This is a genomic window from Thainema salinarum CENA647 (genome assembly GCF_057732415.1).
This window is the reverse complement of the sequence record NZ_JBYJZJ010000022.1, coordinates 2,332,864-2,357,723: the sequence shown is the minus strand read 5'-3', so window position 1 is coordinate 2,357,723 and position 24,860 is coordinate 2,332,864. Positions and strand designations below refer to the sequence as shown.

The following is a 24,860-nucleotide window of genomic DNA, read 5'->3' as shown; positions in this document are numbered from 1 at the left end:
TTTAAATAATTTAGGTTGGGTCGTTTGAGCCGTTCCGAGAAAATGCCGCCATGAGAGTTTGGTTAACGGAGCGGCACATCGCCTGCATCAGTCCTAAAATTGGTTGTACTAACCCATTTAGTATCAAATGCCCGTTGCCATGCGTAATTCGTCAGTAAAAATGCTGATTCTAAAGTGATTCAATCTCCTGTCTGAGTACAAAATCTGCTGATAAAAACTAGTTTTTATTGATTGTGAACGTCAGGCTGTATCTGGCGCTCATCAAAAAAATTTAGGTTCTTTCGATTCGGATTCAATATAAACAGCCCTGGAATTGAATTTTAGCGGCATTTCGATCGCATCTCGATTGCTTAAAGAGGTCTCACCATGAAGATTGAAACACTGCTCGGACAATATGCTGCGGGTCAGCGAGACTTTGTCGGGATTGAACTGAGTGAAGCGAAATGTATTGGTCAAAATCTATCGGGTATCAATCTGCAGCAGGCGACACTGACGGTGGCCAATTTTTCAGGCACGAATTTGAGTCGCGCCAATCTGAGCCAGGCCAAGCTGAATGTGGCTCGATTGAATGGTGCGAACTTAAGCCATAGCAACTTGCTCGGTGCAAGTTTGAACGTCGCTAATTTAATTCAAGCGATCGCGCTAGGCGCTAATCTTCGTAATGCTTCTCTCGTCCGGGCTGAGATGATTCGGGCTGAGCTGAGTGGCGGTTTATTGCAGAATAGCGACCTGAGTGAGGCCGATTTACGAGAAATCAAGCTCCGTCGGGCCAATTTGCTCAACGCCAATCTGAATAAAGCCGACTTGCGGGGCGCAGTTTTGACAGAAGCCTATCTCAGTCAGGCCAACTTTCATATGGCGGATTTGGGGCGAGCAGATTTGCGGGGAGCCGACTTACGGGATTGCGAACTGCGCCACGCCAATTTGGTCAAGGCCAACCTAATGGGGGCCAACTTAGCCGGGGCTAATCTGCGCTGGGCCGATCTCAGCGGTGCCAATTTGCAGGGAGCCGATCTGAGCCAGGCTAAACTCAGTGGAGCCACATTGGTGGGCGCAATCTTGACGGATGCCGATTTAACTAACGCGAGTCTGGTTCATTCTGATTTGGCTCAGGCAAATCTGATCAACGCCGACTTGACCGGAGCCGATTTGACCGGAACGACCCTAACCGGGGCCAAGCTATACAACGTCGCTCGGTTTCGGCTGACGGGCCAGGACATGCAGTGCGACTGGATTGACTTGAGTCCCAATGGCGACAACACGCAGCGCCATCATTTTGAGTCAGCAGAAGCGATTTATCAATTTTTTAATCAGGTTTCGCCGACGGTTGAAATCGTGATTGATGCAGTGCTGACGCCTGCCACTCATCTTGCACTGGCGGCAGCCTATCACCAGCTAGCCAAGCAGAAGGTAGGACTCAATCATCCGCCCAATATTGAAATTGGCCGTCATCGTACCCGCTTACTCTTTCACGTCGCCCAAGATGATGCGCTGTTAGCTACTGCATACGCTGCGATCGCACCCTTTCAGGATGCAGCAACCACGCAAAAAAATTTGCTGGCATTGGCCAATCTGAGTCAAAACAAAACGCTGATTCGTCAAGATACCGCCTGCGATCGCATTCAGGCAATGATTCAAGCCTTGACTCAGGTTCAAGATACACTCAAACACATGGAAATTAGCCCGCAGGCAGTTGTGGATACGGATGTGGCGGATTTCTTAAAAATGCCGACTCAAACGCTGCTGACCAACTCCTGCGATCGCCAACTCCGCATACACCAAAACCTTCAGTTTGGTAAGCAATCGCTAAACCTCGACGAAGAGCTGATGAAAGCCCTGAAAGTTAACCTGCCGCGCCAAACAGTTCCCCTCGATGAGCAGGCCGTCCTCCGATTTATCGAAGGATTGCTGATGTAGAAAGTGAGATTCGGACATAACGGGGGTTTACCGCAATTCGTTAGGATAGAAGCAAATATTAAGAAGCGTATCGGCAATTCTTAGACCCGCATCCCAACCTTATGACCCTAGAGATTCCTCGATCAACAGCAGTCCCCCCACCTGCCACTACTCCCATCGCGTTAGAAGCATCCGGTTTGAAAAAAGGCTATGGCAACGGCAAGCAGCGGGTAGAGGCGGTGCGGCATGTTTCCCTGGATTTGCATTTGGGTGAGGTTCTGGCCTTCTTGGGGCCAAACGGCGCGGGTAAAACCACCTCAATCAAGATGATTGCGGGGCTGATCCGTCCCGATCAGGGCTGGGTGAAAATTGCAGGCCAAGATCCTCATCACGACCCAAAAGCGCTGCGGCTGGTCGGAGCTGTTTTGGAAGGCAACCGCAATCTCTACTGGCGACTGACGCCGCTGGAAAATTTAGCGTATTTCGGTGTTCTGCGTGGGTTGACCCGCCGCCAAGCCCATCGCCACGGGCTAGAGCTGCTGGAGCAGTTCGACCTGATGGATAAGCGTAAAACGCCCGTGAAAAACCTGTCGCGAGGGATGCAGCAGAAACTTGCGATCGCAGTTGCTCTGGTGCATAAACCTCGGCTGCTGCTGCTGGATGAGCCGACGCTGGGGCTGGATGTGGAAGCTAGTGAACATGTGAAGCAACTGGTACGAGCGGTTGCCAAAGCAGGCTGTGCCATCTTGCTCACTACCCATCAGTTAGACGTGGCGGAAGAACTGTCGGATCGGGTAGCAGTTATCCGTCAAGGCGAAATTATTGCTCAGCGCCCCACCCGCGACTTGATTCGCGAGTTTTCCGGTTCGTCCTATCGGATTGAGTTAGAGCACGATCTGGATGCCGCTCGCCAGCAGGCGATTATGGCCCTCGGTGCCGTGGTGGATGCTCGGCACGTTACCTACACGGGCGAACCCGCTGGTCTCTATCAAATTCTGCGTATCCTGGAGCCGCTGCCGTTTGTTCAGGTGAAGAAAGATGCCGCCGATCTAACAGCGGTATTTCTCAAGCTGGTGCGCAGCGATGTCTCGGCAATGTAATGTCCAGTCTGTGTACTGAAACCGATCTATTTTTTACGAAACTCTCGCTAAGCGAGAGTTTCGTAAAAAATAGATCACGGGTTTTCATCCAGAATTCGTGTAGTGTATTTTCCCTATGAACTTCATTGAACTTCTAATCGCTGAACTGCGCCGCAGTTGGACGGAATTTATTCGCTATCCGGCAGAGGTGATTGGCGGCATTATTATCATCACGTCGGTGTTCTACGGTCTGTTTCTCAGCGCCCGCTATATGACTGGCCCCGCCACCCAGTTTGGCGATCGGTTAGATGCCATCGTCATTGGCTACGTGCTGTGGACATTGACCATTTATCTGATCAACGACATCGCCAATAACCTCCAGCTCGAAGCCCAGACAGGTACCCTGGAGCAGGTTTTCCTCTCTCCTTTTGGTGCGCCCCAAGTGTTTCTCGCCCGTGCGATCGCAAGTTTAACCCTACGCTTCAGCCTGATCGCGATTATTCTCAGCATTATCATCGCCATCACGGGCAGCCGCCTTCAGTTTCCGCCCACGCTGGTGCTGCCGCTGGCGACGATGCTGCTCGGCGGTTACGGTCTAGCCTTCACGATGGGGTCCTGTGCGCTGCTGTTTAAGCGCGTCCAGCAGTTACTAGGACTGTTCCAGTTCGTCTTGCTCTTCCTGCTGGCTGTTCCCACGGAAACCTGGACGGGCTGGATGCACTGGATTACCCTTGCCATCCCGATGATTCCCAGCGTTGAACTGCTACGTAGCTTAATGGCGCGAGGAGAAGGCTTAGACCTCGCCCAGTTCTCATTAGCCTTTGCGAATGGTTTTGGTTACTTTCTACTGGGGCTTTTCCTGTTCCGCTGGGCCGAACGTCGAGCAAAACAACGCGGTATTTTGGCGGGTTATTGATAGCTGGTTGGTTGAGACATCAGGAAATTCTGAAAACGTTTAAACGTTGGAACGTTCGAACGTTCCAACGTTGGATTCTGTAACTGTGACAACTTAAACGCGACGGCTACTGCTCAGCACTCCCCGCTACTTGGCCGAACTAAATCGCTTGGATACCCAGCTAATTGCGCCGCTGATCAGCGCTCCGGCCATTAGGATACCGATGGATGGCATAAAGATGGGTTCCCAGAGGGAATACCAAATATCAAAGCCTAGTGGAATGTCTGTCGCTCGTCCAACTAATGCGATCGCAAACCAGGTAAAGCTTGCTAGGACGAAAAAGATGTTGGCGACCAGTAGCCAGTTTAACCAGTTGATTAACGTGTCTTTCATGAATTAATGAATGGGATCTCGGCAGCACTCAATCTCGCTCGGCTCAACGAATGTTCAGAACTGGATAGCCCTCAACATCAAGAGTCTCAATTTTAAGTATCCTATCGTGAGCGGTACGGATACCATGTTTCATTCGGTAAACGGATATCTTGCACCATTCACAATAGAACACAATAGAACCGGAAGAGGTGGATTTTGCCGCCGCGATGCGGCGGCAAAATCACCCTTTTGGGTTTTGATACAAGATGTGGGCCAACCTTATGTGTAGGGGCGGGTTTGGCCATCACGTTTTGATTCAAATCGAAACTGCTCAACAAAACCCACCCTTACAAGTCCAAATTGCTCAACAAAACCCGCCCTCCAGTCCAGACGCCTCACGATAGCTAACTGAGATTGCCGTGAATGGCTAACCAAATGCAGCGGGGATTGGTTGTGGTGGATTCAACTCGGTGACGCTGATGCGCTGGAATGAACAGATAGTCCCCGGCTTTTAGATGCACTCGTTCGCCATTTTCGTAGGCCAGTTCTGCCTCTCCCTGGAGTAAAACTACCCATTCATCCTGTGCCTGGTCGTACCATTCTCCAGGCGGTGTCGTATGCCCAGTCGAGATGATGCGCTCAATCCGGCATTGCGAACTGGCTGCAAGAACTTCAAAGTATTCGTCTGGGGGCAAGTTGGTTGGCAGGTCGAACAAATTCGGCATAACTTCGGCATACCTACTGTTTGTCACGTTGAATAACTCGGTGATCGAGATTGATCAAAATGGCAATTGCGATCGCAATACTGGCAGCGGCAATCAGCCAAAACTGGTAAATGAACGGTTCACCCTGATCAATGGCCCAACCGCCGATGGGCGGGCCAATCGCATAGCCCACTGCCCAGCAAAGAGAGTTGATTGAAAAGTAAACCCCGCGTAGATTATCGGGCGCTAAGTCTACGACCAGAGATGACGAAGAGGGAGTATACGCGACATTGGCGAGAGACACAACCGCTAGCATCACCAGCGCAACTGGGATGGCCCCGGTAGACACGATACCTGTCAGACTGGTTAGGCAAAATCCGAGTCCCCAACAGAGAGCAGACAAAATCAGTGCTTGAGCATAACGGAACCGCTTTAAGAAGCGTACAACTGGAATCTGCAAGGCGACCAGCAGCGCAACGTGCCAAGTAAACAGCACGGTAATCATCGCTGCCGATAAGCCCAGTTCCTCAGTTGTCCGACCTTCACCGACGAACTGCTTGAAATAAAGCGGTAGTGTGCTTTGGGTTTGAGCAATGTAGGTCGTGAACAGCACATTGACCAAGGCAAACACCAGCAGGGTGCGATCGCGCAGGGCCGTCATCCAGCCGCTAAAAAAGGACGGAATATCGTCAGCAATCGGTCGCATGGCTGCGATCGCAAAATAAATTACGCCAAAGAAGAAGACATAGGTGATGCCATCCACCACAAACAGCAGCCGATACAGCCCCGTCAGAGAAATCATCGCGCCGCCCAGCACCACTCCCAAACCCAATCCTAAACTGTCGGACAATCGGACAATCGCATAGGCTTCATTGCGCTGCTCATCACTGGCTAAATCCGCCACCAGCGACTCCGACGCAGGCCAGTAGAGGCCGATCCCCAGTCCCATCAGCAAATTCCCCATCAGCAGCGTGGGAAAACTGTTGGTAAAGGTGAGCACCAGATCTGCGATCGCAGAAATCGCCGCCGCCATCAGCAAGACTTTGCGACGACCAAATCGAGGGGAGTCAGACCAGGAACCGCCCAGAATCCGGCCCAGAATCCCGGTGATGGACTCGCTGCCAATACCGATCCCCACCAGCGTTGCGGATAGGCCCACTTCCTCCACAAAAAAGATGGGAGCATAAAATAGAACAAAGCCAACCCCAAGCTGCGACAGCAATCGTCCAGCCGACAAAATCCAGATTCGTCGGTCAAGCTGTGGTAGCCAGTTCAAAATTTTTTGACCGATGAATTTCATAATGAATATGTAGCAAAGATGGTATGCACGCAAGCGCCTCTCCATTAGACTCGAAAGGAAACGCTTTGCAAACCCAACTCACGAATTTCAATAGCGATGCCCAAGTTTCTGCTAATTACTGATTTGGATAACACATTAGTGGGTGATGATGAGGCGCTCGATCAACTCAATCATCGGCTAACAGAGCATCGCAAACGCTACGGTAGTCTGCTGGTTTACTCTACAGGGCGTTCGCGTGAACTGTATTATCAGCTCAGGGCTGAAAAATCACTCCTAGAGCCAGACGCTTTGATTCTAGCGGTGGGTACCCTGATTTTTCACAAGGGCAGTCATACGTCTGACTCAACCTGGCATGAAATTCTATCTCAAGGTTGGGATCGCGCTCGCATCGAATCGATTACCGCGCCCTTTCCCGAACTCGTTTTTCAGCCTGCCTCTGAACAGAACGAGTTTAAGGTGAGCTTTTATGTGAAGCCAGAACAAGCAGCCGTACTGATTCCACGCCTCAAAAACTTGATGCTAGAACATGAGCTAGATGTGCAGTTTGTTTACAGCAGCAACCACGATTTGGATATCTTACCGACACGCGGCAATAAAGGCTCAGCCCTGATCTTTCTGCGCCACGCGTTGGGCATGGAGCGGGAGGAAACCGTCGTTTGCGGTGATTCTGGCAACGATCAGGCCATGTTCGCGGTGAATGAATCTCTCGGCATTATTGTCGGTAATGCCCAATCAGAGCTTCTAGACTGGCATCATGCCAATCCATCCGCTGCTCGCTACTTGGCGAAGGCTCACTGTGCTGGCGGGATTACAGAAGGGCTAAACTACTTTGGTCTTCTAGACTAACTTGTTCAACCACTATGCTGAGTTTTCTCACAGGCGCGATCGCAGGTGTGCAAAAAACACCCTCGAATCGCGTCATGCTGCTGCTAGATGTCAACGGCGTTGGCTACGAGCTTCAGATTACGTCTCGCTTTTCCCGTACCCTGCCGGATGCTGGCGAAACGGCCCAAGTCCACTGCCACCTGCAAGTGCGCGAAGATCAGATGATCCTGTACGGTTTTGAGTCACGGGCCGAACGAGATGTGTTTCGCCAGTTAACTAGCGTCAGCGGCATCGGGGCCCAACTTGCGATCGCGCTGCTCGATACTCTGGGTTTACAAGACATGGTGCAGGCCATCGTCACCAGCAACACCCGCCGACTGGCTCAAACTCCTGGTGTCGGGAATAAGACAGCGGAACGATTATGCCTAGAACTGAAAGCCAAACTAGCCGAATGGCGCACCCACACGGGCATGAGCACATCTCCCTCTGCGGCCCCGACTCCCAGCCTCCAAGAAGATATCGAAATGACGCTGCTGGCCCTGGGCTACACTCAAACCGAAATCCAAACCGCTCTGCAAACCGTTGGTCAGCAAACAGCTCTCTCCAAAAGCGGCGACGCTGAGCAGTGGATTCGAGCTGCGATCGCATGGCTTAGCCAATGAAATTAAGTCCTCTCACTGTGCTAATATAGTTGACTGCTGTAATTTTAATTCGGGACGAATATAGGTTCATGGCACTGCTGCAAGACCGTAAACAGGAAATCATCTCTGAGTATCAAATTCACGAGACCGATACTGGATCTGCTGACGTACAGGTTGCGATGCTGACCGAGCGCATCAACCGCCTGTCTAAGCATCTCCAACAAAACAAAAAAGACTTCGCATCTCGACGCGGCCTGCTGCAAATGATTGGTCGCCGTAAGCGTCTACTGTCCTACATCCAAAAGCAAGATAACGAACGCTATTTGGCTCTCATTCAGCGCCTCGGGATCCGTCGCTAAGGCATTCACAAGTGAACCAGCCGCTAGATCGCCGTTGCGTTATGTCTGCATAACGTGGCTATAGCGCTCTACGATTGACTCAGTGATTTCGTTACTCGCCTCTGAACTATGCCTTCCGATTCTGAGCGCAAGCCGCTACCATTCGAACCCCAGAAAAGCCGCAAAAAGGCCGAATCTAAGCCAAAAGACGCTAAGTCAGCTACCAATAAGCCGACCAAATCTGCTTCTGCTAAATCACAGGCTAAGTCACCCGCAAAGTCGCAGTCTGCTCCACCCGCTCGTCGTTCAGCCAATCAGCGAACGCTTGACGAGACGCGGATTCCAGATGCCGTCGGCAAGCGCATGATTCGGCGGATGGCAGTGTTCTGCGGGATTCCTACAGCCCTGGGCGTGAGTACGTTCTTCGCCAGCTACTTCATCGTGGTAAATGGCGTATTCGATCTGCCCAATAGTGCTGTCGTACTGGTCAGTATGGCCTGCTTCGGGTTAGGGGTAATTGGTCTCAGCTACGGTGTATTATCGGCTTCTTGGGAAGAAGAGACACCCGGTACGCTGCTTGGCATCGGCGAGTTTAAGATAAATCTAGGACGAATGACGGCAGCCTGGCGAGACGCTCGCAAGCAGCAGTCCTAGTCATTGGTCATTCATGTTGATGACGTAATTAACCACAAGCTAGCTAATATACGAACTGACATGTTTGGCTCTGATGTTAAGTGCATAGGGTACGCACTGCAATCAGACGATCCGAAAAAGACCCACTAGAATAAGGCTAGATTTTGAGTCCATGCGAGATGCAGGTGCGATCGCAACTCAGGTCTAGCCTTAACTGTTGTATGGAGGGAATTCCAGCATGATCGTAGTCATGAAAAGCGGTGCGCCCAAGACCGAAATAGATCGGCTGGATGCTGACTTTCAATCGTGGGGCCTCATGCCAGAGCAGATCGTGGGCAAACACAAAGTCGTGATTGGTCTAGTGGGCGACACCGTGGAGCTTGATCCCCTCCAAATTCAGGATATGAGTCCCTGGATTGAACAGGTTTTGCGAGTTGAGCAGCCGTTCAAGCGAGCCAGCCGCACGTTCCGCCACGGTGAAGCCAGCACGGTCGTTATCAACACGCCCAACGGTGCAGTCCCCATTGGTGAGCATTCGCCCATCGCAGTGGTAGCTGGGCCATGCTCAGTCGAAAACGAAACGATGATCGTGGAAACAGCTCTGCGAGTTAAAGCGGCAGGAGCGCATTTTCTACGCGGCGGTGCCTATAAGCCCCGCACGTCACCCTATGCATTTCAGGGACATGGCGAAAGTGCGCTGGAGCTGCTAGCGGCGGCGCGAGACGCTTCTGGTTTAGGCATTATCACCGAAGTGATGGATACCGCCGATGTCGAGAAAATTGGCGCGGTGGCAGACGTGCTCCAGGTAGGCGCACGCAATATGCAAAACTTTGCTCTGCTGAAAAAGGTAGGCGCTCAGGACAAGCCCGTTTTACTCAAGCGCGGCATGTCGGCCACGATTGAAGAATGGCTGATGGCGGCAGAGTACGTTCTAGCAGCAGGTAATCCGAACGTCATTCTCTGTGAGCGGGGCATTCGTACCTTTGATCGTCAGTACGCTCGCAATACACTGGATTTGTCGGTCATTCCAGTGCTGCGATCGCTAACTCACCTGCCGATTATGATTGACCCCAGCCACGGCACCGGACGAGCCGAATATGTGCCCTCAATGGCTAAAGCTGCGATCGCAGCCGGAACTGACTCACTCATGATTGAAGTACATCCCAATCCCGCCAAAGCACTTTCGGACGGCCCCCAGTCATTGACTCCCGACCGATTCGATGAACTGATGCAAGAACTCAGCATCGTCGGTCAAGCCATGCAGCGCTGGCCCCAGCCCGCCCCCGCAGTTGTTTAGTTAACTAACGCTAAAAAGGCCAGCAATGCTGGCCTTTTTAGCGTCTCAAATTGCCCTCACCAAAATCAACCCGCAGTACTACACTCCAAGCGTTCCCGAACCTAAATCGGCTGAATTCGAGCAGGCGGCCAGTAAATCTTATACGCCTTCCCTACCACATCTGATTCTGGCAAAAAGCCCCAGACATGCGAATCCGCGCTGTAATTGCGGTTATCGCCCAGAACAAACAGCGCATTATCGGGCACTGTAGCTGGCCCCCAGGTATAGTCCGGCGGCGTGACAGCAATAGTCTCACGTAAGGGCTGACCGTTGATGAGAACAGTGCGATCGCGGATTTCAACCGTTTGTCCAGCCGTCGCAATCACACGCTTCACAAAAAAGGTTTCATCTGTGACGGTAGGAAGCTCTTGCGCCGCTTCTGGTGCCCGGAACACAATCACATCCCCACTTCGCAAGGGGGCGTTGGAGGTGTGGCTGACGAAAATTTGATCTCCTACCTGGAGCGCAGGCAGCATTGATTCACTCGGCACAATAAAGCAGTTGATGTTTTGGTTGAGCCAAATAGGTAAGTAGGCAAAGGTGAAGCGCAGACCGACAATCGCAACTGTGACAATTAGAATCCATTTAATAGATCGACGCGATCGGGATGGTTGAGATGACTGCGATCGCACCTTAGATCCCGCATTAGCTAGAATCTGAGATGCAGCGTAGTAGGCATGACAGCAGCCCACTCCCCAAATCAGCGGCGGCAGCAGTAACAAACTAGGAAAAACAGTTGAGAGAGTTGATGTGATCATCACTGCACTCAGCAGCATCGCCGCCCAAACCAACTGCTGTAAATAGAGCTGTCCGAGTCCCGGCAAAATATGGGAGAGAAAAACGGCGAACCAGGGATTTTTGGTCTGTTTAGCAATGTCGGTCAAAGCGTATTGCGCTGTTCCTGTGCGCCGTTTGCCATACAGATACACATCAAACACGTTAATGATGTACAAAAAAACGGCTAGGCTGCCCATTAGTAGGCCAGAAGCCGTATTACCCGTCGCTGAAAAAATCGACCAAAATGCCAGTCCAATCAGCCCTAGCTCAATCAGCAATAGGCCAATTCCCCGCCCAATCTGGCCTGTGTAAAGCTGACCTAATCCTGGAAACAGCATCGACAGGTTTACAGGCAGCCACAGCGCATGAGTCAGATGAGATGGATTAACATCACGGTCGGAAAACCGAAGCATAATCTTAATCGAACACTACAGTGTTTCGAGACAGTATCCGTTACACTAGGGCAAATGGGAGATGTTGCTATTCGGCGCGTTCACCCACTGTCATTGTAAGTTTCTAGTAATGGTTTAGTTATATGGTTTCTGCTTCTCCGTTAGCGCTCGTATTTCAAACCCTGAGCACCTTCCTCACGTTCTACACCGTCCTAATCTTCATCCGGGTTCTGCTATCTTGGTTCCCTAATGTTGATTGGTACAGTCAGCCTTTCGCAGCTCTTAGCCAGATTACCGATCCGTATCTAAACCTGTTCCGTTCAATCATTCCTCCTATAGGTGGTATCGATTTCTCCGCAATTCTGGCGATTATTCTGCTTCAAGTTGCCGCAGGATTAATTCCTTCTGGCATGTTCTAGGTTCAAGTCCAGTTTGCCCAAATTGGGCTGCATATCTACTTAAACTTGCAATCTATCGCTTCAACTAGTAGAGGAGATACCAAGCGTTACTGAGTATCTCCTCTTTGTTGCTGTCTTGATCCGTTTAAGACTAGGCAACGTCCACCCTAACCTTACTCAGATAGTAAGCCAATGGTAGGTATTAGACTTTATTGGAAATAAAGTTTTTGGGGTTGGAAATCGTTTTGTAGCACGGCTCTGCCGTGCTACAAAACGATTTCCGATAAGGTCTATTGCTCACCATTGGCATTTTTAACCAATGTGGCTAGCGCTACTGGTTGAGGCTATAACTCTTTAAACCCTTAACTGTCGCCGCCAAACACTTCAATATTGGCGAAGGCGCAGACAGGTGAGGCATGACCCACGCGAATTACCTGATTCGGTTCGCCCTTACCGCAGAATGGCGTACCAAAAATTTCCCAAGTGCTGCGATCGCCAACTGCAACCAAGCTATGCCAAAACTGGGGCGTTGTGGCTCGATAGTTGGGATTTCGTAGCGTTTTAGTGACCTTCCCGTTCTCGATTAGCTTGGCGTATTCACAGCCAAACTGGAACTTGTGGCGCTGATCGTCGATAGACCACGAGCGATTGGCCTCCATGTACACACCTTTTTCGATGCTGCCAATCATTTCGTCAAGTGACTGATCGCCGTGTTCTAGGTTGATATTAGCCATTCGGTCAATCGGAGGACGGTTCCACGAGCTAGCCCGCGCACTCGCGACACCATTCACTCCTAATCGTGCCTGACTTTCCAAGCTGCCGATGCCGCGCTCCAGCTTGCCTTCCCGAATCAGATATTCTCGTGTGGCGGGTGCGCCCGTATCATCAAAACGGTAGCTGGCATACTGCCCGGCCACAGATGGGTCAAAGGTAATGTTCATTAATTTAGACCCGTATTGCAGCGTACCGAAGTCGCTGGGTTTAACAAAGCTACCGCCCGCATAATTACGCTCGTCACCCAAAATGCGATCGAGTTCTAGGGGATGACCGATGCTTTCATGAATTTGCAGCATCATCTGGTCGGGAGCTAATACCAGCGTCATCGTATCTGTGGGGCAGTCTTCGGCTGAAAGCAGTTCCATCACCTGCTCGCCCGTTTGGGCTACCTGATCCCAGAGCTGCGTATCGGGGAATAATTCCCAGCCACCCTGGTAGCTGCGGGCCCAAAATCCATTGCTGGTGCGATTTTGCACCACTGGGCCATCCTGTGCGGTTACACCGTAGTGACTGGTGAGTAGGTTAAACCGCTGATACACTTCCGACCCATTACTGCTGACAAACCAAGATTCCAATTCGCTGGTCACAGCCGTGGCGTTTGTTTGCACGACGGCATCCGCCACTTTGAGCTTGTGGCAAATGCGAATCAGGATATCATTGATTTCGGCTGGCGTGAGCGCATTGAACGCTTTCACACCGGGAGAATAATATTCACCAACCACTTTGGGCCGCTGTTGTGGTGTCCAGTGATGAATTCGCCACTGGCTCGCTGCGATCGCATTTTTATGAGCAATTTCCGCAGCGGTGCGTAAACCCTCTGGTGTTAATTGATTCGTGGCACCATAGCCAATTTGGCCATCGGCTAGCACTTCAACCATTGCGCCTTGAGTGAGCTGGCGAGAATTGGATTTAGGCTGACCATCACGAACAGAGCGGTAGGTTTGAGCTTCTTTGACGGCTCGAATCCCAATCCAATCAGCTGTAAAAGGCAATGATTCAATAACGCTGGAGAGTTCAGCAATCATGGGCTTCCTGGAAAACTGAGGTGTTTGTGTTTACCAGTTTAACGAGCCAGCCTAGAATTTTGGTGAACTTTAGAGCAATTCAATGCGAAACCCCAGAAAGCAAACTTACCGCTACGGCGGCAGAAATAGCTTCTCTGGGGTTATTCCTCCAGATATTTAGGTCATTCAAAAGGCGATGGCAGTGATTGAAAGGGTGGAGTAAGGGGTGAAGGAGAAATTATCTCCAGTTAACCTGGCGCAACCATGTCCAAACGCCGGTTTTACGACGCACTTCAACTCCTTCACTGTTCTCCTGGATCACTTCCTGTAACTCCTCAATTGTGAAGTCATACCCTAATGACTGACAGGTTTGAATAAACTCTTGCCCATTTGCAACGTGCTGGAATTTATCGCGTAGATGCTCATCGTGAGAGGCATCTGATAGAAACTTATATGCACTTTCCTGAGTCATTGATTTGCCCTTCTGGTTCCTAAACGCGTTGCACGACGACCACGACTGTGCCCCGTGTACTGTGATTGTAATGCTGTGATTGTAATGTAGTAATAGCGATCGCAAATTTGCCGTTGTTGTCCCACCTATTTGTCATAGAAGGTTTGTTGTAGAAAGTGCGATCGCATGTTGATATCGTCAAGATATTGCTCGACTTTAGTATGCCCAAGAGTGGAGAATGCCAATACACGGGGGCTAAACAATTCCCCACATATCGGTCTAGAATCGGACAGGAGCGTCTAGTCGTCTGCAACTAATTGCAACAGACAAGTTGCACAGACCATAATTTTAGGTTGCAGGACGAAGTCGCCACAGTACGCGTTATCCGAATTTCACTATTCAGCATGTCTCAACGTATCGAGAACGCATTGAGAATGTATCTGAAACTTTCCGAAGAATCGATTGACAACCATCAGCACGACAAAGTAGTCGTTTTGAACGATGTTTAGTAAACCCATACGTCGCTATTGGTTATCTGGTTTAAGCTTACTGCTCGGTTTGCTGTTGGTCTTAGGACTAGCTCAAAGCCGAGGTTCGTCCTTTCCCGCTCCTGAAATTGCGATTGATCCATCAAACTTACTCAGTGCTCAAACCAGTCATCCAGCGTTTATCCTGGCAGAGAGCGCCTTAGACGAGTCGGATGAGCTGCCGACACTTGCCCAGGTCAACGATGAACCGGAACAAACGGAGGCCAGCCGAGCGGCTTCGATTGACGCCTTTCGCCAGTCGATTGAGTATGCCAATACGGCTGCTGTTTTAGCACAAACGGCGACTTCTCCTCAACAGTGGGATCGAGTCGCCGAAAACTGGATGGCGGCGATAGCCCAGTTATTTAGTATCCCGCCCAAGAGTCCCCAGCGGGTCTTCGCCCAGCGCAAAATTCGCGAGTACTTGCAAAATCTGTCGATTGCCCAACGCTATGCCGATCGCAGCAGCTTTCCGCGCATGTCGCCCAGTTTTGGCAGCTCCAGCCTAGATGAGCAGCTTGTGCTGTACAAATCCTATGTCGCAACCGTAGGCGTACCAGACGTACTGGTGATTGGTAGTTCGCGGGCTTTGCAGGGCGTTGATCCACACGTGCTACAGGCTGCATTGGCCGGGAAAGGTTACGCAAACGCCACGGTATACAACTTTGGCGTCTACGGAGCGACGGCTCAAGTTGTAAATTTCATTGTGCAGAAGATTCTACCCGACCAGTTGCCGAATCTGATTGTGTGGCCAGCGGGTTCGCGAGCCTTAAACAGTAGTCGCTTTGACCGCACCTTTGCATCGATTTTAGAATCTCCAGGCTATCAGGGGGTGATGCAGGGCACTCAGCCTCCCTCATTGCTGAAGTTTGCCACCCCGGAATCGTTTGCTGACGCACCGCAGCAAAGCTTGCTGGATGCCAACGCCAATGGATTTATCACCGTTTCCGAACAGTTTGATCCGGCGCAATATTATCGACAGTATCCACGGGTATCCGGTGTATACGATGGCGACTATCAGAACTTTCAACTGAATGGCGTGCAGGATAACAGTCTGCGATCGCTCGCGCAGTTTGCCAAAGGTCGCGGCATTGATTTGGTATACGTCAACTTGCCGCTAACCCAAGATTATCTAGACAACACGCGCAGTCGCTATGAGGGGCGCTATCGGCAGTGGCTCCAGCAAAAGAGCCAAGCCTACGGTTTCACCTATGTGGATTTGCTGGAGTCCAACCTGATGCAAAACCAGTTCTTTGCCGATCCCAGCCACATTAACCGCTATGGTGCTGCTGCGATCGCACGTCGTCTGGCCAATCATGCCCAAATGCCGTGGCAAGCGCTAGTAGCGCAAAATAACTAAGGATTGTGGATTTAAAGAGCCTGTAAACCGTTCCATCCGTAGGGATACGGCACTGCCGTGTCCCTAACGCAAGATTTCATCTAAGTAAATCTCGCGGGGCGCTCAAATTCCTATCCCCGCCGCAAGCGGACGGGGCATTACGGAATTTGCCCTTCGGGACGCACTCCCGCGCTACCACTAACGTGGCAAGCCACGGGGAATTAGACCCACAGAGATTAAATGTTCCTAAGCGCTCCAGTTCAGCCAGCGAACGTAGATATAGGCAATCGTTTCTGCCACAACAACTCGAAATCCCGCGCTAAATCGCCACCAGGTAGCCGGATCGTAAAGCTGATCGGTTAATGTCAGTACTCCTATGGCTGTCTGCGGCGCAAACACACGCTGATAAATTAGCCAGCTCCGTCGAGAATGCGCCCCAACCGTACAAAGGTTGATCTGGTCGATGGGCCAACGTTGGTCTTCCAGCCAGTCGCGAATCACCAACGCCGCCGCATGGGTGCGGTAATGATTGGTATGGTCACAGTTAATCACCACAATGCGATCGCGCTCAATGCCGAGGGCAATTAAGCTGTCTGCTGTGACCTCCGCATGGGTGCGGTACTGGGTCAAAAATGCGCCCTGATACAGCGGCAATCCAGAAATCAGCACGTGCTGATAATTGCCTTCGTTAATTACCTGCGCTACCTGCTTCACAACCCGATCGGGGACCCAACCCTCGACAATCAGCACGTTTGTCGAGAGCGGCTGATTTGGGGTCAAGAAATCGTGAAGATAGCGGCTACACCAAAAGGCAACTAATAGGGCTAGTGCGATCGCAAACAGAATCAGTGCCGCGATGCCACAAATGAAACCAGCCCAGAATCCTAGTTCAAGCACCTCAGCAACGTCTCCTCACAACACGGGATGCCATTAATACGGAGTCTTGAAGAACCGAATCAATTTCGATGAAACTCTCGCTCTATTCGGTTCTTGCAGATGAAGTTCATATAACTTAACGAGATGCGATCCTGACTATAGGACGATTGCTATCCCTGCCCAATGACCGTTATCCACACATTATTCAGTGGGTAAACTATATTGAGACAATACAAAACGTAACTAAGCTCTTAAACTTTCGTCATAGTTTGATGAAGCGTTTAACTGAATCGTTACACGAACAAATTCGCAAATCTATAGTAGATTTGCGCGAAAAGCTGATGAAATCGCCTTTTGACGTGAGTTCAGTGGCTTCAAGTTTGTGAACAGACTTGACACAACAGCCCGATAAACCTGATTAACCCAGTGTGGCCCGAGGAGGAAACTAGCTTGTTATCAAAGCGGACAATTGGAATTGCGATCGCAAGTGTGGCCACGGCATCCTTTGCTACTGGTTTTATCGGCGCGGAACAAGCACTCAAACAGCCAGATGGAACTGAGATTGCCCAACCTCTACAGGCAGACCTCTACGATGCCGCACAGAGGGTACTTTGGCATGGTGACATTGGCCTGAATCATGTCAATCGACAGGTACAGTTGGCGAGACGCCAATCTGCGATCGCGCAATCTCGATACTCCAATTCTTCGAATTCGCGTATGCGCGATCGCATTGATTTTCAGGAGTCGTATATAGAGGAGTCGTGGTCTATTTCTGATCCGGTTGCTGATCAGACTGCTGACTCTACAGTGTCTGACCCATTTGACTCTGCCTCAGATCCGAGCAGCGAACCCTATATTTCTACCGCTGATTCACATCTAGGGGCAACACCTGACACCTTACCTGATGGCTCTCTCGCTGAGCCCGTAGACCATGAACCTGAATCCTCTGACTCTGCAACGCGTTCCGCAGATCATCGTTCAGAGCGTGCAGCCAACGCCCCGTCTCTTAAACCTGATTTTGTTTGGCAAGGTTCCCCCGGCTTTGTAAAAGACTACATCAAAGCAAGTGCCGTAAAGTAGACACATGTTTCAGGTAGTGCAGTTTTGCGTTTTCAGACTTATCAGGCTTAATTAAGATCCAAACAATAACTGTCACGGCTCTATTAAACAACTAAGTAGCTAATCAACTTAAGCTTGCTGTAGTTTTAAGAATTGTTCTTTGAATGTGTAGATTTGTGTACACAAGAACAAGCCAATATTGGAATTTATTAGGACGTTCTGGGGCCGGATCTGAACAGTTTCCCTGCGAATTCGAAGACCGAGAGCATGATACACTTAAGCCTACATTCTCGTGTTCTCGGTATCCAAAGTGAGAAGAGATCTTAGGGGATTTCAGCAGTCGATTACTTCATGCTGAGCAGCACCCTATTTCGTAAGTATATGAAGCAATATCCTAATATTGTTTCACTCTATTAAGCTCTCCTCAGTTTAAAGCCTGATTAGGGGGCGCTAGGGTTTACCATATGTGACTGATAGGGTCTTGTCATACCTTAAAATACGCAAATTAATTTCAGATAGCGATGTAGGAGAGATTTAAATGCGGGACGCAGTGACCACCCTAATTCGGAATTACGACGCAACCGGTCGCTACCTCGATCGCGAAGCACTCGATACGCTGAAGTCTTATTTTGATAGCGGTTTGGTGCGGGCTCAAGCTGCCGCAGTCATTACATCCGACGCAGCTGCGATCGTCAAAGAGGCAGGTTCTAAATTATTTGAACAACTTCCTGAACTGATTCGTCCAGGTGGTAACGCTTACACCACTCGTCGCTATGCAGCTTGCCTGCGCGATATGGACTACTACCTGCGGTACGGTAGCTATGCTCTCGTTGCAGACGACATGGACATTTTGGATGAGCGTGTTCTGAATGGCTTGAGAGAAACCTACAACTCTCTTAACGTTCCCATTGGCCCAACCGTCATCGGCATTCAAATCTTGAAAGATATTGTCAAAGAGCGCGTAGCATCTGCTGGAATTGATAATGCTGAGTTCGTTGACGCTCCCTTCGAATACATGGCGCGTGAGCTAGGCGAAGTTAGTGTCTAAGTCATTATGAATTAGGTTGTATTAGTGACTTAATAGCACTTGCCGCCGCCTAATTCACGATCTAATCCAAATATTGGTCAATCCGCTAGGAAATCGGTTGCTTCTTGCATCACCTTCTAGCGGATTGTTTCCGTTAAGCTTGTTACGTTGATTGCTGACAGATACAGCAGTAGTCACATTGGTTGGTACGTTGGGAAATACCGAAACTGTTCCAACGCTTAAACGTTGAATTTCGTAAATATCTTACCCCCAATAGCGACGGCTGTATAATGGGTAGTGCTGTACAAGTAGCGCTGATTACAGTTCTGCTACATGCAGCCGAAAGGAGCAAGTTCTGACCTTTATCCTCATTTAATCAGGCCCATTTGCTTTACTTTTGTAAAAAAACCGACATTTTTCTCTACTGTTAATGGTCTGTCAAACCCAGTCAAACCCTTATACAGCAGGGGTTTAAGCTTGTTGTAGGGAATGTTAAGAGAAGTTGAAATTTCTAATTGAACTCGATATACTTGGCACGGCCCACATTTTTGTAACCATAACTACACTTGACACAAAGTTTAGAGAGGAGGTAAAGAGGTTGGCAAGGAGACGTAAGCGCAAGAGCCGTCGTCGTTTAGAGGGGCGACGCATTTTAGAGAGTGTGCCTCAATTTAGCATTGAGAGCGGAGAAGATAAGCCTGTCACGGCTGCTAGGAAGTATATTCACGCTGAAGGAATTTCCCCCCCGCCCTTTTGCTAGTCAAGCGCAACGAACACACGACAGATCGATATTTTTGGGCAGAGAAGGGGTTGTTCGGAGCTCAGTATGTTGAAGAAAACCACTTCTTATTCCCAAGTCTGAAAGTAGATGAAGATGAAGAAGAGGAGATGGGAAGCGTAGCTGTTGCAGTTGCAAAGCAGTCATAGCTACTTGGATGTTCAATGTGCAGTAATTAATTAGTGCACAGTAAACAGTAATAGGTAGATGGCTTGAAACTAGGATTACTTGTCACTGTTACTGACCCATTTCCCGCCAACTGGAGATTGTTGGTCAGTCGGGCCAAATGTACTTAATCTACTTAAACTTCTCCCAAGAGGCAGAATCGCTATGATTCTGCCTCTTTTTTCTGAAGTGATAGAGCCTGTTGCAAAGCAATTATTTCATCCCGATGAGCAACAACAGTGACGAACGATTCTGAAAGGTTGCGATCGCGGTTAGTGGGTGAAGGTTGAACTGAAAACTGTACGGTTTCAGTACGCGCGGCTCCTTTCCAGTAAAAGAATCCGGCCAGTGGGGCTAATAAAGGAAAAATAAACGGCCACTGGAACTGGGAGGGTAACAATAGGCTGACGACTAGAGCCAGACAAAAGAACCCAATTGCTGCTAATAGACTGAGGAAAATGGCTAAAAATAAACTGGGTCTAACAAATCCAGTCAGCGTCACAGCAGATGCGTTGCTAGAAGTCTCGCTTGCAGCTGCAGGATCAACTTCATAAGCGCGGCTCTGGAAATGTTGCTGCAGCTGTTGGGCAATTTCTGTTTCGGGTTGATCTACTACAAATTGAGCCGATTCAGTCCGATCTTTGACTGATGCCCGGATAAAGAAGAATAAACCGACCAGAAGCAGTAAGGTTAGTAAAAATGTTGATGCGAGAACAGGGCTGTCCACAGTGTTAGACTCTCCTTCTCCCAAACGAACGAAAGGTTTAGTCTTCTAGCCTACCGGAAATTGGAAGCCAATCAGCATATTTGTACGCTGATTGTGTTGTACAGCCATCTTAAGTTGATTATGTAACAGGCCGCCCCGCTGGGGCAGCCTGTTACATAATCAACTCAGCTCACTAGCAATTCAGTAGAGCTATACCAAGGAACAGTTGATTTTCTTGAGGCATACCGAATTAGCTAGAAAACCCCAGAATAATTTTTTGCGAAATTGGGCGTTACACATTTCGCAAAAAATTATTCTGGGGTTTTCGACCAAATCTCTTGTTGTAGGTTAAACAAGAGCAAAATAGAAAGTTTGTATTAGCTCCCAAAGCTAGGAGTCGATGCCGACATAAACTTGAGATTGGTTCAATTTGGCATACTGCCTCCACAATTGAGCTAATTCTTCCGCCTTGTCTCTCCAGTTAGGCTGGATTTGATACATGCGGCGGGGACGCCCACGACCTTCAACTTTTTTCCAGTACCCTATGACTGCTGATTGTTCTTCCAGAAACCTTAAAGCGCTATAAAGAACGGTGTCAGATAAGCGATAAGATGAGTAGTCCTGCTCCAACATCTGAATCAATTCTGTTCCGTAAGAGTCTCGGTGCAGAAGAACATCAAGAATGTAGCATACGGCAAGTTCTTTATTGAGATGAACCGGGGGGGGATTCTGGAAAAAACGATAGATATCCTCAAATTTCATACAAATTATCCAAAATCAGAACGGATTAGCCGATAAGTGATGAGACTGCGACCGAACAGCTTAGCTTCGAATAACCAGTAAAAACCAGTAAAGCTTGTTGTTCAAAACGAGGAGTAATTTAGCTTTAACGTATGACTAACTTACTATCGTTCTTATCCATTCTAGACGCTGAAGCGTGGAGTGGCATGCCAAATTTCTCGGATAATTTTCCCACCTGCATCAATATGAGCGGAGTAAGAGACAATGACAACTTCTTGATGGCCATTCGTTTGATCAGCAACTAAAACAACATCTGCTTTAACTAAACGATCGCTATTTTTACCCTGAGACAAGATTTGGTAGTTTTGAATGCGATATCGGTGCAAAAACTTCGCCCAAGCCTTTGGAATTTCTTTACCTTGGTATCGTTTCTGATTAAGCCCTTCCTGCCATAGGATCACGGCATCCTTATGATACCGATTCAGGGCTTGACTGGTGTCTTGCGTGGCTATGGCCTGCCAGTGCTGTTGTGCAACGGTAAGCGGATCGGCCACTACCATCCGCTGATAGAACATGAGGCTGCCGACCAGTGCGATCGCACATAGACCAGACATCACCTGTCGCCCCACCAAAGAAGGAAATGAACCCGGTTTCACTGAGTTTTGCATCGGTAACCTCTACGATCCAGCTCTCGAAATACAGCAGGCTCAGAAACGAATCAAAACATTTCTATATGAGCTTATATGTTTGCTATCTCTTTACGGCTTAGCGCAATTTCCATCGGCAATTATTGAGCACAGTTACTAGATCGTTCGTGCCTTAGACTACTGCTACTCAGGACTATCAGGACTAGCAACATCAGGGTAACAACAGCTTCAAAATATGTCACAGCTCTTATGTAATAGCGTTACAAATCGATGGATAGAGTGCTGTAGATACTTGTGAGCTAATTGACGTAAATCGACAAAACTTACGGCATTGATACAAGATGTTTCATCATCCAATCGATTGAATAACAATTGGATTTGTTCCTCAAATAGGAATAAATTTAGCGAAAGTTTAAGCAAAAAACTCGGTGACTGCGATTTTAGCTGCTGGACTTAAAAATCCAGGTCTTATCTTAAAAGCCATGATTCGTTACCTTAAAGCAGCATGTGACAACTCTTCAGTTGTCTACTGGCGATGGCAATTTCTATCAAAAGGGGGTAAAGCCTGGTAGAACGTCTACGCTCTGTGGGGTGATTGGGAATCGGCAAAAATTTAGACGAATCGCAGATGAACGGTCTGCTCAGAGCTTAGGATGAAGGATAGAGAATCGTGATTAATAAGGAGAACTGCTGTGCGTGAGATATTAATCAGCTTCGGTGTGTTCGCCGTGTGCTGCTTAGTGTTAGTCATTGGCCAAATTACGACAACGGGACAGGATAGCGCGATCGCAGAGGAGCTAAACAGTAATATGCCCACTGCGACCCAGCTTGATAACAGTTCTGACCTGACCCGTCCCAGTTTTTTTGTGGCCGAGGGTTCCGCTGCTGATTTAGACCTTTCTTCTGAAACTGATATGACTGCTGAAGAGACAAACTCTGCAACTGAAGGCGCTGATGTTGTAACCACAGATTCTGGGTTACAGTACATTGATGTCGTTGAGGGCGATGGTGCCCAACCTCAATCTGGACAAACGGTAGTGGTTCACTACACAGGAATGCTGGAAGACGGTACAAAATTTGACAGCTCCCGCGATCGCAACCAACCGTTTTCGTTTCCGTTAGGTGCAGGCCGAGTCATTAAAGGTTGGGATGAGGGGATCGCGACGATGAAGGTTGGTGGCCAGCGGCGGCTGATCATTCCGCCAGAGTTGGGCTACGGCAGTCGCGGCGCTGGCGGCGTGATCCCGCCTAATGCAACGCTAATCTTTGATGTTGAACTTCTACGTATTTCTTAAAGAGTTCAGTACCCAGCAGGACTGGCAACGTTAGTCCTGCTTGATCTTTACGTTCATAATCCCCAAAAAGTTAGCTTGCCGCTGTGTGCAGCGGCAAGCTAACTTTTTTTCAACCAATGGGCGGTTGCGCATTAACTGCGCCGCTCAATTTCGGCTTTGATGGCCAGCATGTTTTCTTGCAAACTGTCGGCAAAAATCTTCTGAAACATGCCGTCGAACAGCCCGGCTTCGGCATCCGCTTCTACGACTTGAGTAATCAATGCCTGCTCGGCTGCTTCAGTGGCAACAGCATCAACTTGCCAGTAGCCGCTCATTTTTTTCAAATCGCCATCGATTAAGCGAAAATCGATCCGGCGCTCATCTGGCTTAGCTACATTTTGAGTACGAATGGTGGAGTCTACATTCATCATCAGGATCTGACGACGATCAACCTGCTCCACAATTTTCTGATTTCCCCGATCATCTAGAATGCGGCTGGAAACAACTGTAGGCAAAAAGTTAGACAAACTTTCAAAGTCATTGAGCACAACCCATGCCGTATCTGCGCTCGCATCGGCGAGAACTTGGGCCTGGTAATGATTGTGTTGCTGTGCGATCGCAACTTTTCCGTGCTGTAGCTGCTCGGGTTGAAGAACATTGCTCTGTTCAGCTAAAGCCTGTGCTGTTGGATCAGCTGTAGCAGTCATAAAGTAGTTGGGCGTAACGACGATTTTAGATTAACAAATCTCAACAAAGCCGCCTTCTATCAAGCGCAGGACTTGGGAGGCAGAATTTGGAAACGCTTGAACGGTTTCAGAATTTCTCAACGTCCGTGGCCTAACTTAGCTGGCTACAGATCTATAGTGATTCCAGGTAAGAGCGAGAGAGGAGAGTGCCTCATGATGAGGCACTCTCCTCTCTCGCTCTTACCTAGAACTGCTCTAAATGTTGCTGGGATATTCCGGAGATCGGCACCGATCATTTGAAAGCAGTTAATAGCGGCTGATATTGCGACTGTATTGGCCGCAGTTGTAGTCTTTATGGCTACGATGAGCCAGATTGCTTATGAAATCAATGTTTAACATTGTTGACATTGCTCGGTGCGGTAAGCAATTTAGCCAACGCTATACTTTGTGCCTCCGGGCTAGGATTTTCATATGATTCCTCTAGAGGATTCTGAGATCAAGCAGTTGGCTCGATCTCTGCGACGCATCCATCAACCGACTCGTTCAAGTGCATCGACGGGAACAACCAAAATTTGGTATCAGGGAAACGAGCCTTATTTTGATTTGACGGTTGAAGTACAAACCGATGGTGCGATCGCAGCGCTACTACTCACACTCAAGGGGTACTTTCTCACTTGGAATTGCCAAAGCCGCAAATTTAGCACCGGATGCACCAGTGAGACTGAAATTCCCGGTGTGTCGTACTATGCAGCCAGCACGGTCATGAATCAGTTTAACGAGGTCAATGTAACGGTTTTACAGCAGTTACAGTCATTGCTGCTAGCGATCCCGCCAGCCGACCCGATTATTCAGCAGGTACAGCAGTTGGTGATTTCATCAAACTCAGACACTGAATCAAAATCAAAGTAGGGAAGGGTGCCGCGCTGCGGCACCCTTCCCTACTCTTTGGTTGACAGACCATTTTGGGATTAGCCCAAACCTAACCAGGACAGAAGTCCTTGGCCGGTGAAGTATTCAATTGCTAGGGTCGCCAAAAAACCAATCATGGCAGCACGACCGTTTAAACGTTCGGCATAGCGATTGAAGCCAAGCTTAGGATCTTGAAAGTTGGGTGTAGTAGATGGTTGTGGTTGATTCATGGCGGTAAGTTGCTGTTACAAATCTTTACTCACCTCCATTGTAAAGAAGAAAAGCTGCGATCGCAGCTTTTCTATCCC

26 protein-coding genes and 1 pseudogene are annotated in these 24,860 nt (G+C 49.2%); 15 read left to right on the top strand and 12 right to left on the bottom strand.

The window, feature by feature from the left end; genetic code table 11:
* The first annotated feature begins 366 nt into the window (after positions 1-366).
* The 3 genes from AC286M_RS17290 (at position 367) to AC286M_RS17280 (ending at position 3,891) form a co-directional block, all read left to right on the top strand.
* A complete protein-coding gene (locus AC286M_RS17290; RefSeq protein ID WP_488205574.1) occupies positions 367-1,917 on the top strand; it encodes a pentapeptide repeat-containing protein in 1,551 nt (516 codons plus the stop codon).
* Positions 1,918-2,018: 101 nt separating this feature from the next.
* A complete protein-coding gene (locus AC286M_RS17285; RefSeq protein ID WP_488205573.1) occupies positions 2,019-2,996 on the top strand; it encodes an ABC transporter ATP-binding protein in 978 nt (325 codons plus the stop codon).
* A gap of 115 nt (positions 2,997-3,111) precedes the next feature.
* A complete protein-coding gene (locus AC286M_RS17280; RefSeq protein ID WP_488205572.1) occupies positions 3,112-3,891 on the top strand; it encodes an ABC transporter permease in 780 nt (259 codons plus the stop codon).
* A 126-nt stretch (positions 3,892-4,017) separates the two neighbouring features.
* Here AC286M_RS17280 and AC286M_RS17275 read toward each other — a convergent pair whose 3' ends face one another.
* The 3 genes from AC286M_RS17275 to AC286M_RS17265 form a co-directional block, all read right to left on the bottom strand.
* Complete coding sequence (locus tag AC286M_RS17275) at positions 4,018-4,263, bottom strand: DUF8620 family protein (protein ID WP_488205571.1); 246 nt, start codon at positions 4,261-4,263, stop codon at positions 4,018-4,020.
* Between the two features lie 383 nt (positions 4,264-4,646).
* Positions 4,647-4,994 carry a cupin domain-containing protein gene (locus AC286M_RS17270; protein WP_488205570.1) on the bottom strand — a complete coding sequence of 116 codons (348 nt, stop codon included), beginning with the start codon at positions 4,992-4,994 and terminating at the stop codon, positions 4,647-4,649.
* On the bottom strand, positions 4,981-6,246 hold the full coding sequence (locus AC286M_RS17265) for an MFS transporter (RefSeq protein ID WP_488205569.1): 1,266 nt from the start codon (positions 6,244-6,246) through the stop codon (positions 4,981-4,983). Before AC286M_RS17265 ends, AC286M_RS17270 begins: the two co-directional genes overlap by 14 nt.
* Positions 6,247-6,342: 96 nt before the next feature.
* Here AC286M_RS17265 and AC286M_RS17260 point away from each other — a divergent pair, with 96 nt between their 5' ends.
* The 5 genes from AC286M_RS17260 (at position 6,343) to aroF (ending at position 9,980) form a co-directional block, all read left to right on the top strand.
* Positions 6,343-7,092: a sucrose-phosphate phosphatase gene (locus AC286M_RS17260; RefSeq protein WP_488205568.1), complete on the top strand. Its 750-nt coding sequence runs from the start codon at positions 6,343-6,345 to the stop codon at positions 7,090-7,092.
* A gap of 14 nt (positions 7,093-7,106) precedes the next feature.
* A complete protein-coding gene (gene ruvA, locus AC286M_RS17255; protein ID WP_488205567.1) occupies positions 7,107-7,733 on the top strand; it encodes a Holliday junction branch migration protein RuvA in 627 nt (208 codons plus the stop codon).
* Between the two features lie 68 nt (positions 7,734-7,801).
* Positions 7,802-8,071 carry a 30S ribosomal protein S15 gene (gene rpsO / locus AC286M_RS17250; protein WP_488205566.1) on the top strand — a complete coding sequence of 90 codons (270 nt, stop codon included), beginning with the start codon at positions 7,802-7,804 and terminating at the stop codon, positions 8,069-8,071.
* Positions 8,072-8,179: 108 nt separating this feature from the next.
* The gene (locus AC286M_RS17245) at positions 8,180-8,704 is read left to right on the top strand and encodes a PAM68 family protein (protein WP_488205565.1); all 525 of its coding nucleotides are present in this window, start codon (positions 8,180-8,182) and stop codon (positions 8,702-8,704) included.
* A gap of 217 nt (positions 8,705-8,921) precedes the next feature.
* Positions 8,922-9,980, top strand: a complete 1,059-nt coding sequence (aroF, locus tag AC286M_RS17240) for a 3-deoxy-7-phosphoheptulonate synthase (RefSeq protein ID WP_488205564.1) — start codon at positions 8,922-8,924, stop codon at positions 9,978-9,980.
* A gap of 101 nt (positions 9,981-10,081) precedes the next feature.
* On the opposite strand, the gene lepB is transcribed toward aroF, so the two are convergent.
* Complete coding sequence (gene lepB / locus AC286M_RS17235) at positions 10,082-11,209, bottom strand: signal peptidase I (RefSeq protein ID WP_488205563.1); 1,128 nt, start codon at positions 11,207-11,209, stop codon at positions 10,082-10,084.
* Positions 11,210-11,331: 122 nt separating this feature from the next.
* Between lepB and AC286M_RS17230 the strand changes: the two genes are divergently transcribed.
* On the top strand, positions 11,332-11,607 hold the full coding sequence (locus AC286M_RS17230) for a YggT family protein (protein ID WP_488205562.1): 276 nt from the start codon (positions 11,332-11,334) through the stop codon (positions 11,605-11,607).
* Positions 11,608-11,948: 341 nt separating this feature from the next.
* On the opposite strand, the gene AC286M_RS17225 is transcribed toward AC286M_RS17230, so the two are convergent.
* Entirely contained in the window at positions 11,949-13,388 is a 1,440-nt protein-coding gene (locus AC286M_RS17225) for a TldD/PmbA family protein (RefSeq protein ID WP_488205561.1), read from the bottom strand.
* A gap of 217 nt (positions 13,389-13,605) precedes the next feature.
* A complete protein-coding gene (locus tag AC286M_RS17220; protein ID WP_488205560.1) occupies positions 13,606-13,839 on the bottom strand; it encodes a Nif11-like leader peptide family natural product precursor in 234 nt (77 codons plus the stop codon).
* A gap of 480 nt (positions 13,840-14,319) precedes the next feature.
* Between AC286M_RS17220 and AC286M_RS17215 the strand changes: the two genes are divergently transcribed.
* Positions 14,320-15,705, top strand: coding sequence for an SGNH/GDSL hydrolase family protein (locus AC286M_RS17215; RefSeq protein ID WP_488205559.1), 1,386 nt, complete (start codon positions 14,320-14,322; stop codon positions 15,703-15,705).
* Between the two features lie 225 nt (positions 15,706-15,930).
* On the opposite strand, the gene AC286M_RS17210 is transcribed toward AC286M_RS17215, so the two are convergent.
* Entirely contained in the window at positions 15,931-16,581 is a 651-nt protein-coding gene (locus AC286M_RS17210) for a YdcF family protein (RefSeq protein WP_488205558.1), read from the bottom strand.
* 429 nt (positions 16,582-17,010) lie between these two features.
* On the opposite strand from AC286M_RS17210, the gene AC286M_RS17205 reads away from it, so the two are divergent.
* From AC286M_RS17205 to AC286M_RS17195, 3 genes and pseudogenes are all read left to right on the top strand, one after another.
* Positions 17,011-17,640 carry a hypothetical protein gene (locus AC286M_RS17205; protein WP_488205557.1) on the top strand — a complete coding sequence of 210 codons (630 nt, stop codon included), beginning with the start codon at positions 17,011-17,013 and terminating at the stop codon, positions 17,638-17,640.
* 517 nt (positions 17,641-18,157) lie between these two features.
* The gene (gene apcB / locus AC286M_RS17200; protein ID WP_488205556.1) at positions 18,158-18,667 is read left to right on the top strand and encodes an allophycocyanin subunit beta; all 510 of its coding nucleotides are present in this window, start codon (positions 18,158-18,160) and stop codon (positions 18,665-18,667) included.
* A gap of 640 nt (positions 18,668-19,307) precedes the next feature.
* A pseudogene (locus tag AC286M_RS17195) lies at positions 19,308-19,573 on the top strand (DUF3155 domain-containing protein).
* Between the two features lie 179 nt (positions 19,574-19,752).
* Here the strand turns inward: AC286M_RS17195 and AC286M_RS17190 are convergent.
* The 3 genes from AC286M_RS17190 to AC286M_RS17180 form a co-directional block, all read right to left on the bottom strand.
* Entirely contained in the window at positions 19,753-20,316 is a 564-nt protein-coding gene (locus AC286M_RS17190) for a cofactor assembly of complex C subunit B (RefSeq protein WP_488205555.1), read from the bottom strand.
* Between the two features lie 369 nt (positions 20,317-20,685).
* Positions 20,686-21,057, bottom strand: a complete 372-nt coding sequence (locus AC286M_RS17185; RefSeq protein ID WP_488205554.1) for a PadR family transcriptional regulator — start codon at positions 21,055-21,057, stop codon at positions 20,686-20,688.
* A gap of 161 nt (positions 21,058-21,218) precedes the next feature.
* Positions 21,219-21,704, bottom strand: coding sequence for a nuclear transport factor 2-like protein (locus AC286M_RS17180; protein ID WP_488205553.1), 486 nt, complete (start codon positions 21,702-21,704; stop codon positions 21,219-21,221).
* A 671-nt stretch (positions 21,705-22,375) separates the two neighbouring features.
* On the opposite strand from AC286M_RS17180, the gene AC286M_RS17175 reads away from it, so the two are divergent.
* Positions 22,376-22,978, top strand: coding sequence for an FKBP-type peptidyl-prolyl cis-trans isomerase (locus AC286M_RS17175; RefSeq protein WP_488205552.1), 603 nt, complete (start codon positions 22,376-22,378; stop codon positions 22,976-22,978).
* A gap of 131 nt (positions 22,979-23,109) precedes the next feature.
* Here the strand turns inward: AC286M_RS17175 and AC286M_RS17170 are convergent, their stop codons facing one another.
* The gene (locus AC286M_RS17170; RefSeq protein WP_488205551.1) at positions 23,110-23,664 is read right to left on the bottom strand and encodes an SRPBCC family protein; all 555 of its coding nucleotides are present in this window, start codon (positions 23,662-23,664) and stop codon (positions 23,110-23,112) included.
* 483 nt (positions 23,665-24,147) lie between these two features.
* On the opposite strand from AC286M_RS17170, the gene AC286M_RS17165 reads away from it, so the two are divergent.
* A complete protein-coding gene (locus tag AC286M_RS17165) occupies positions 24,148-24,552 on the top strand; it encodes a hypothetical protein (protein ID WP_488205550.1) in 405 nt (134 codons plus the stop codon).
* Between the two features lie 59 nt (positions 24,553-24,611).
* On the opposite strand, the gene AC286M_RS17160 is transcribed toward AC286M_RS17165, so the two are convergent.
* Positions 24,612-24,782, bottom strand: a complete 171-nt coding sequence (locus AC286M_RS17160; protein WP_488205549.1) for a CAB/ELIP/HLIP family chlorophyll-binding protein — start codon at positions 24,780-24,782, stop codon at positions 24,612-24,614.
* Between the last annotated feature and the right edge of the window lie 78 nt (positions 24,783-24,860).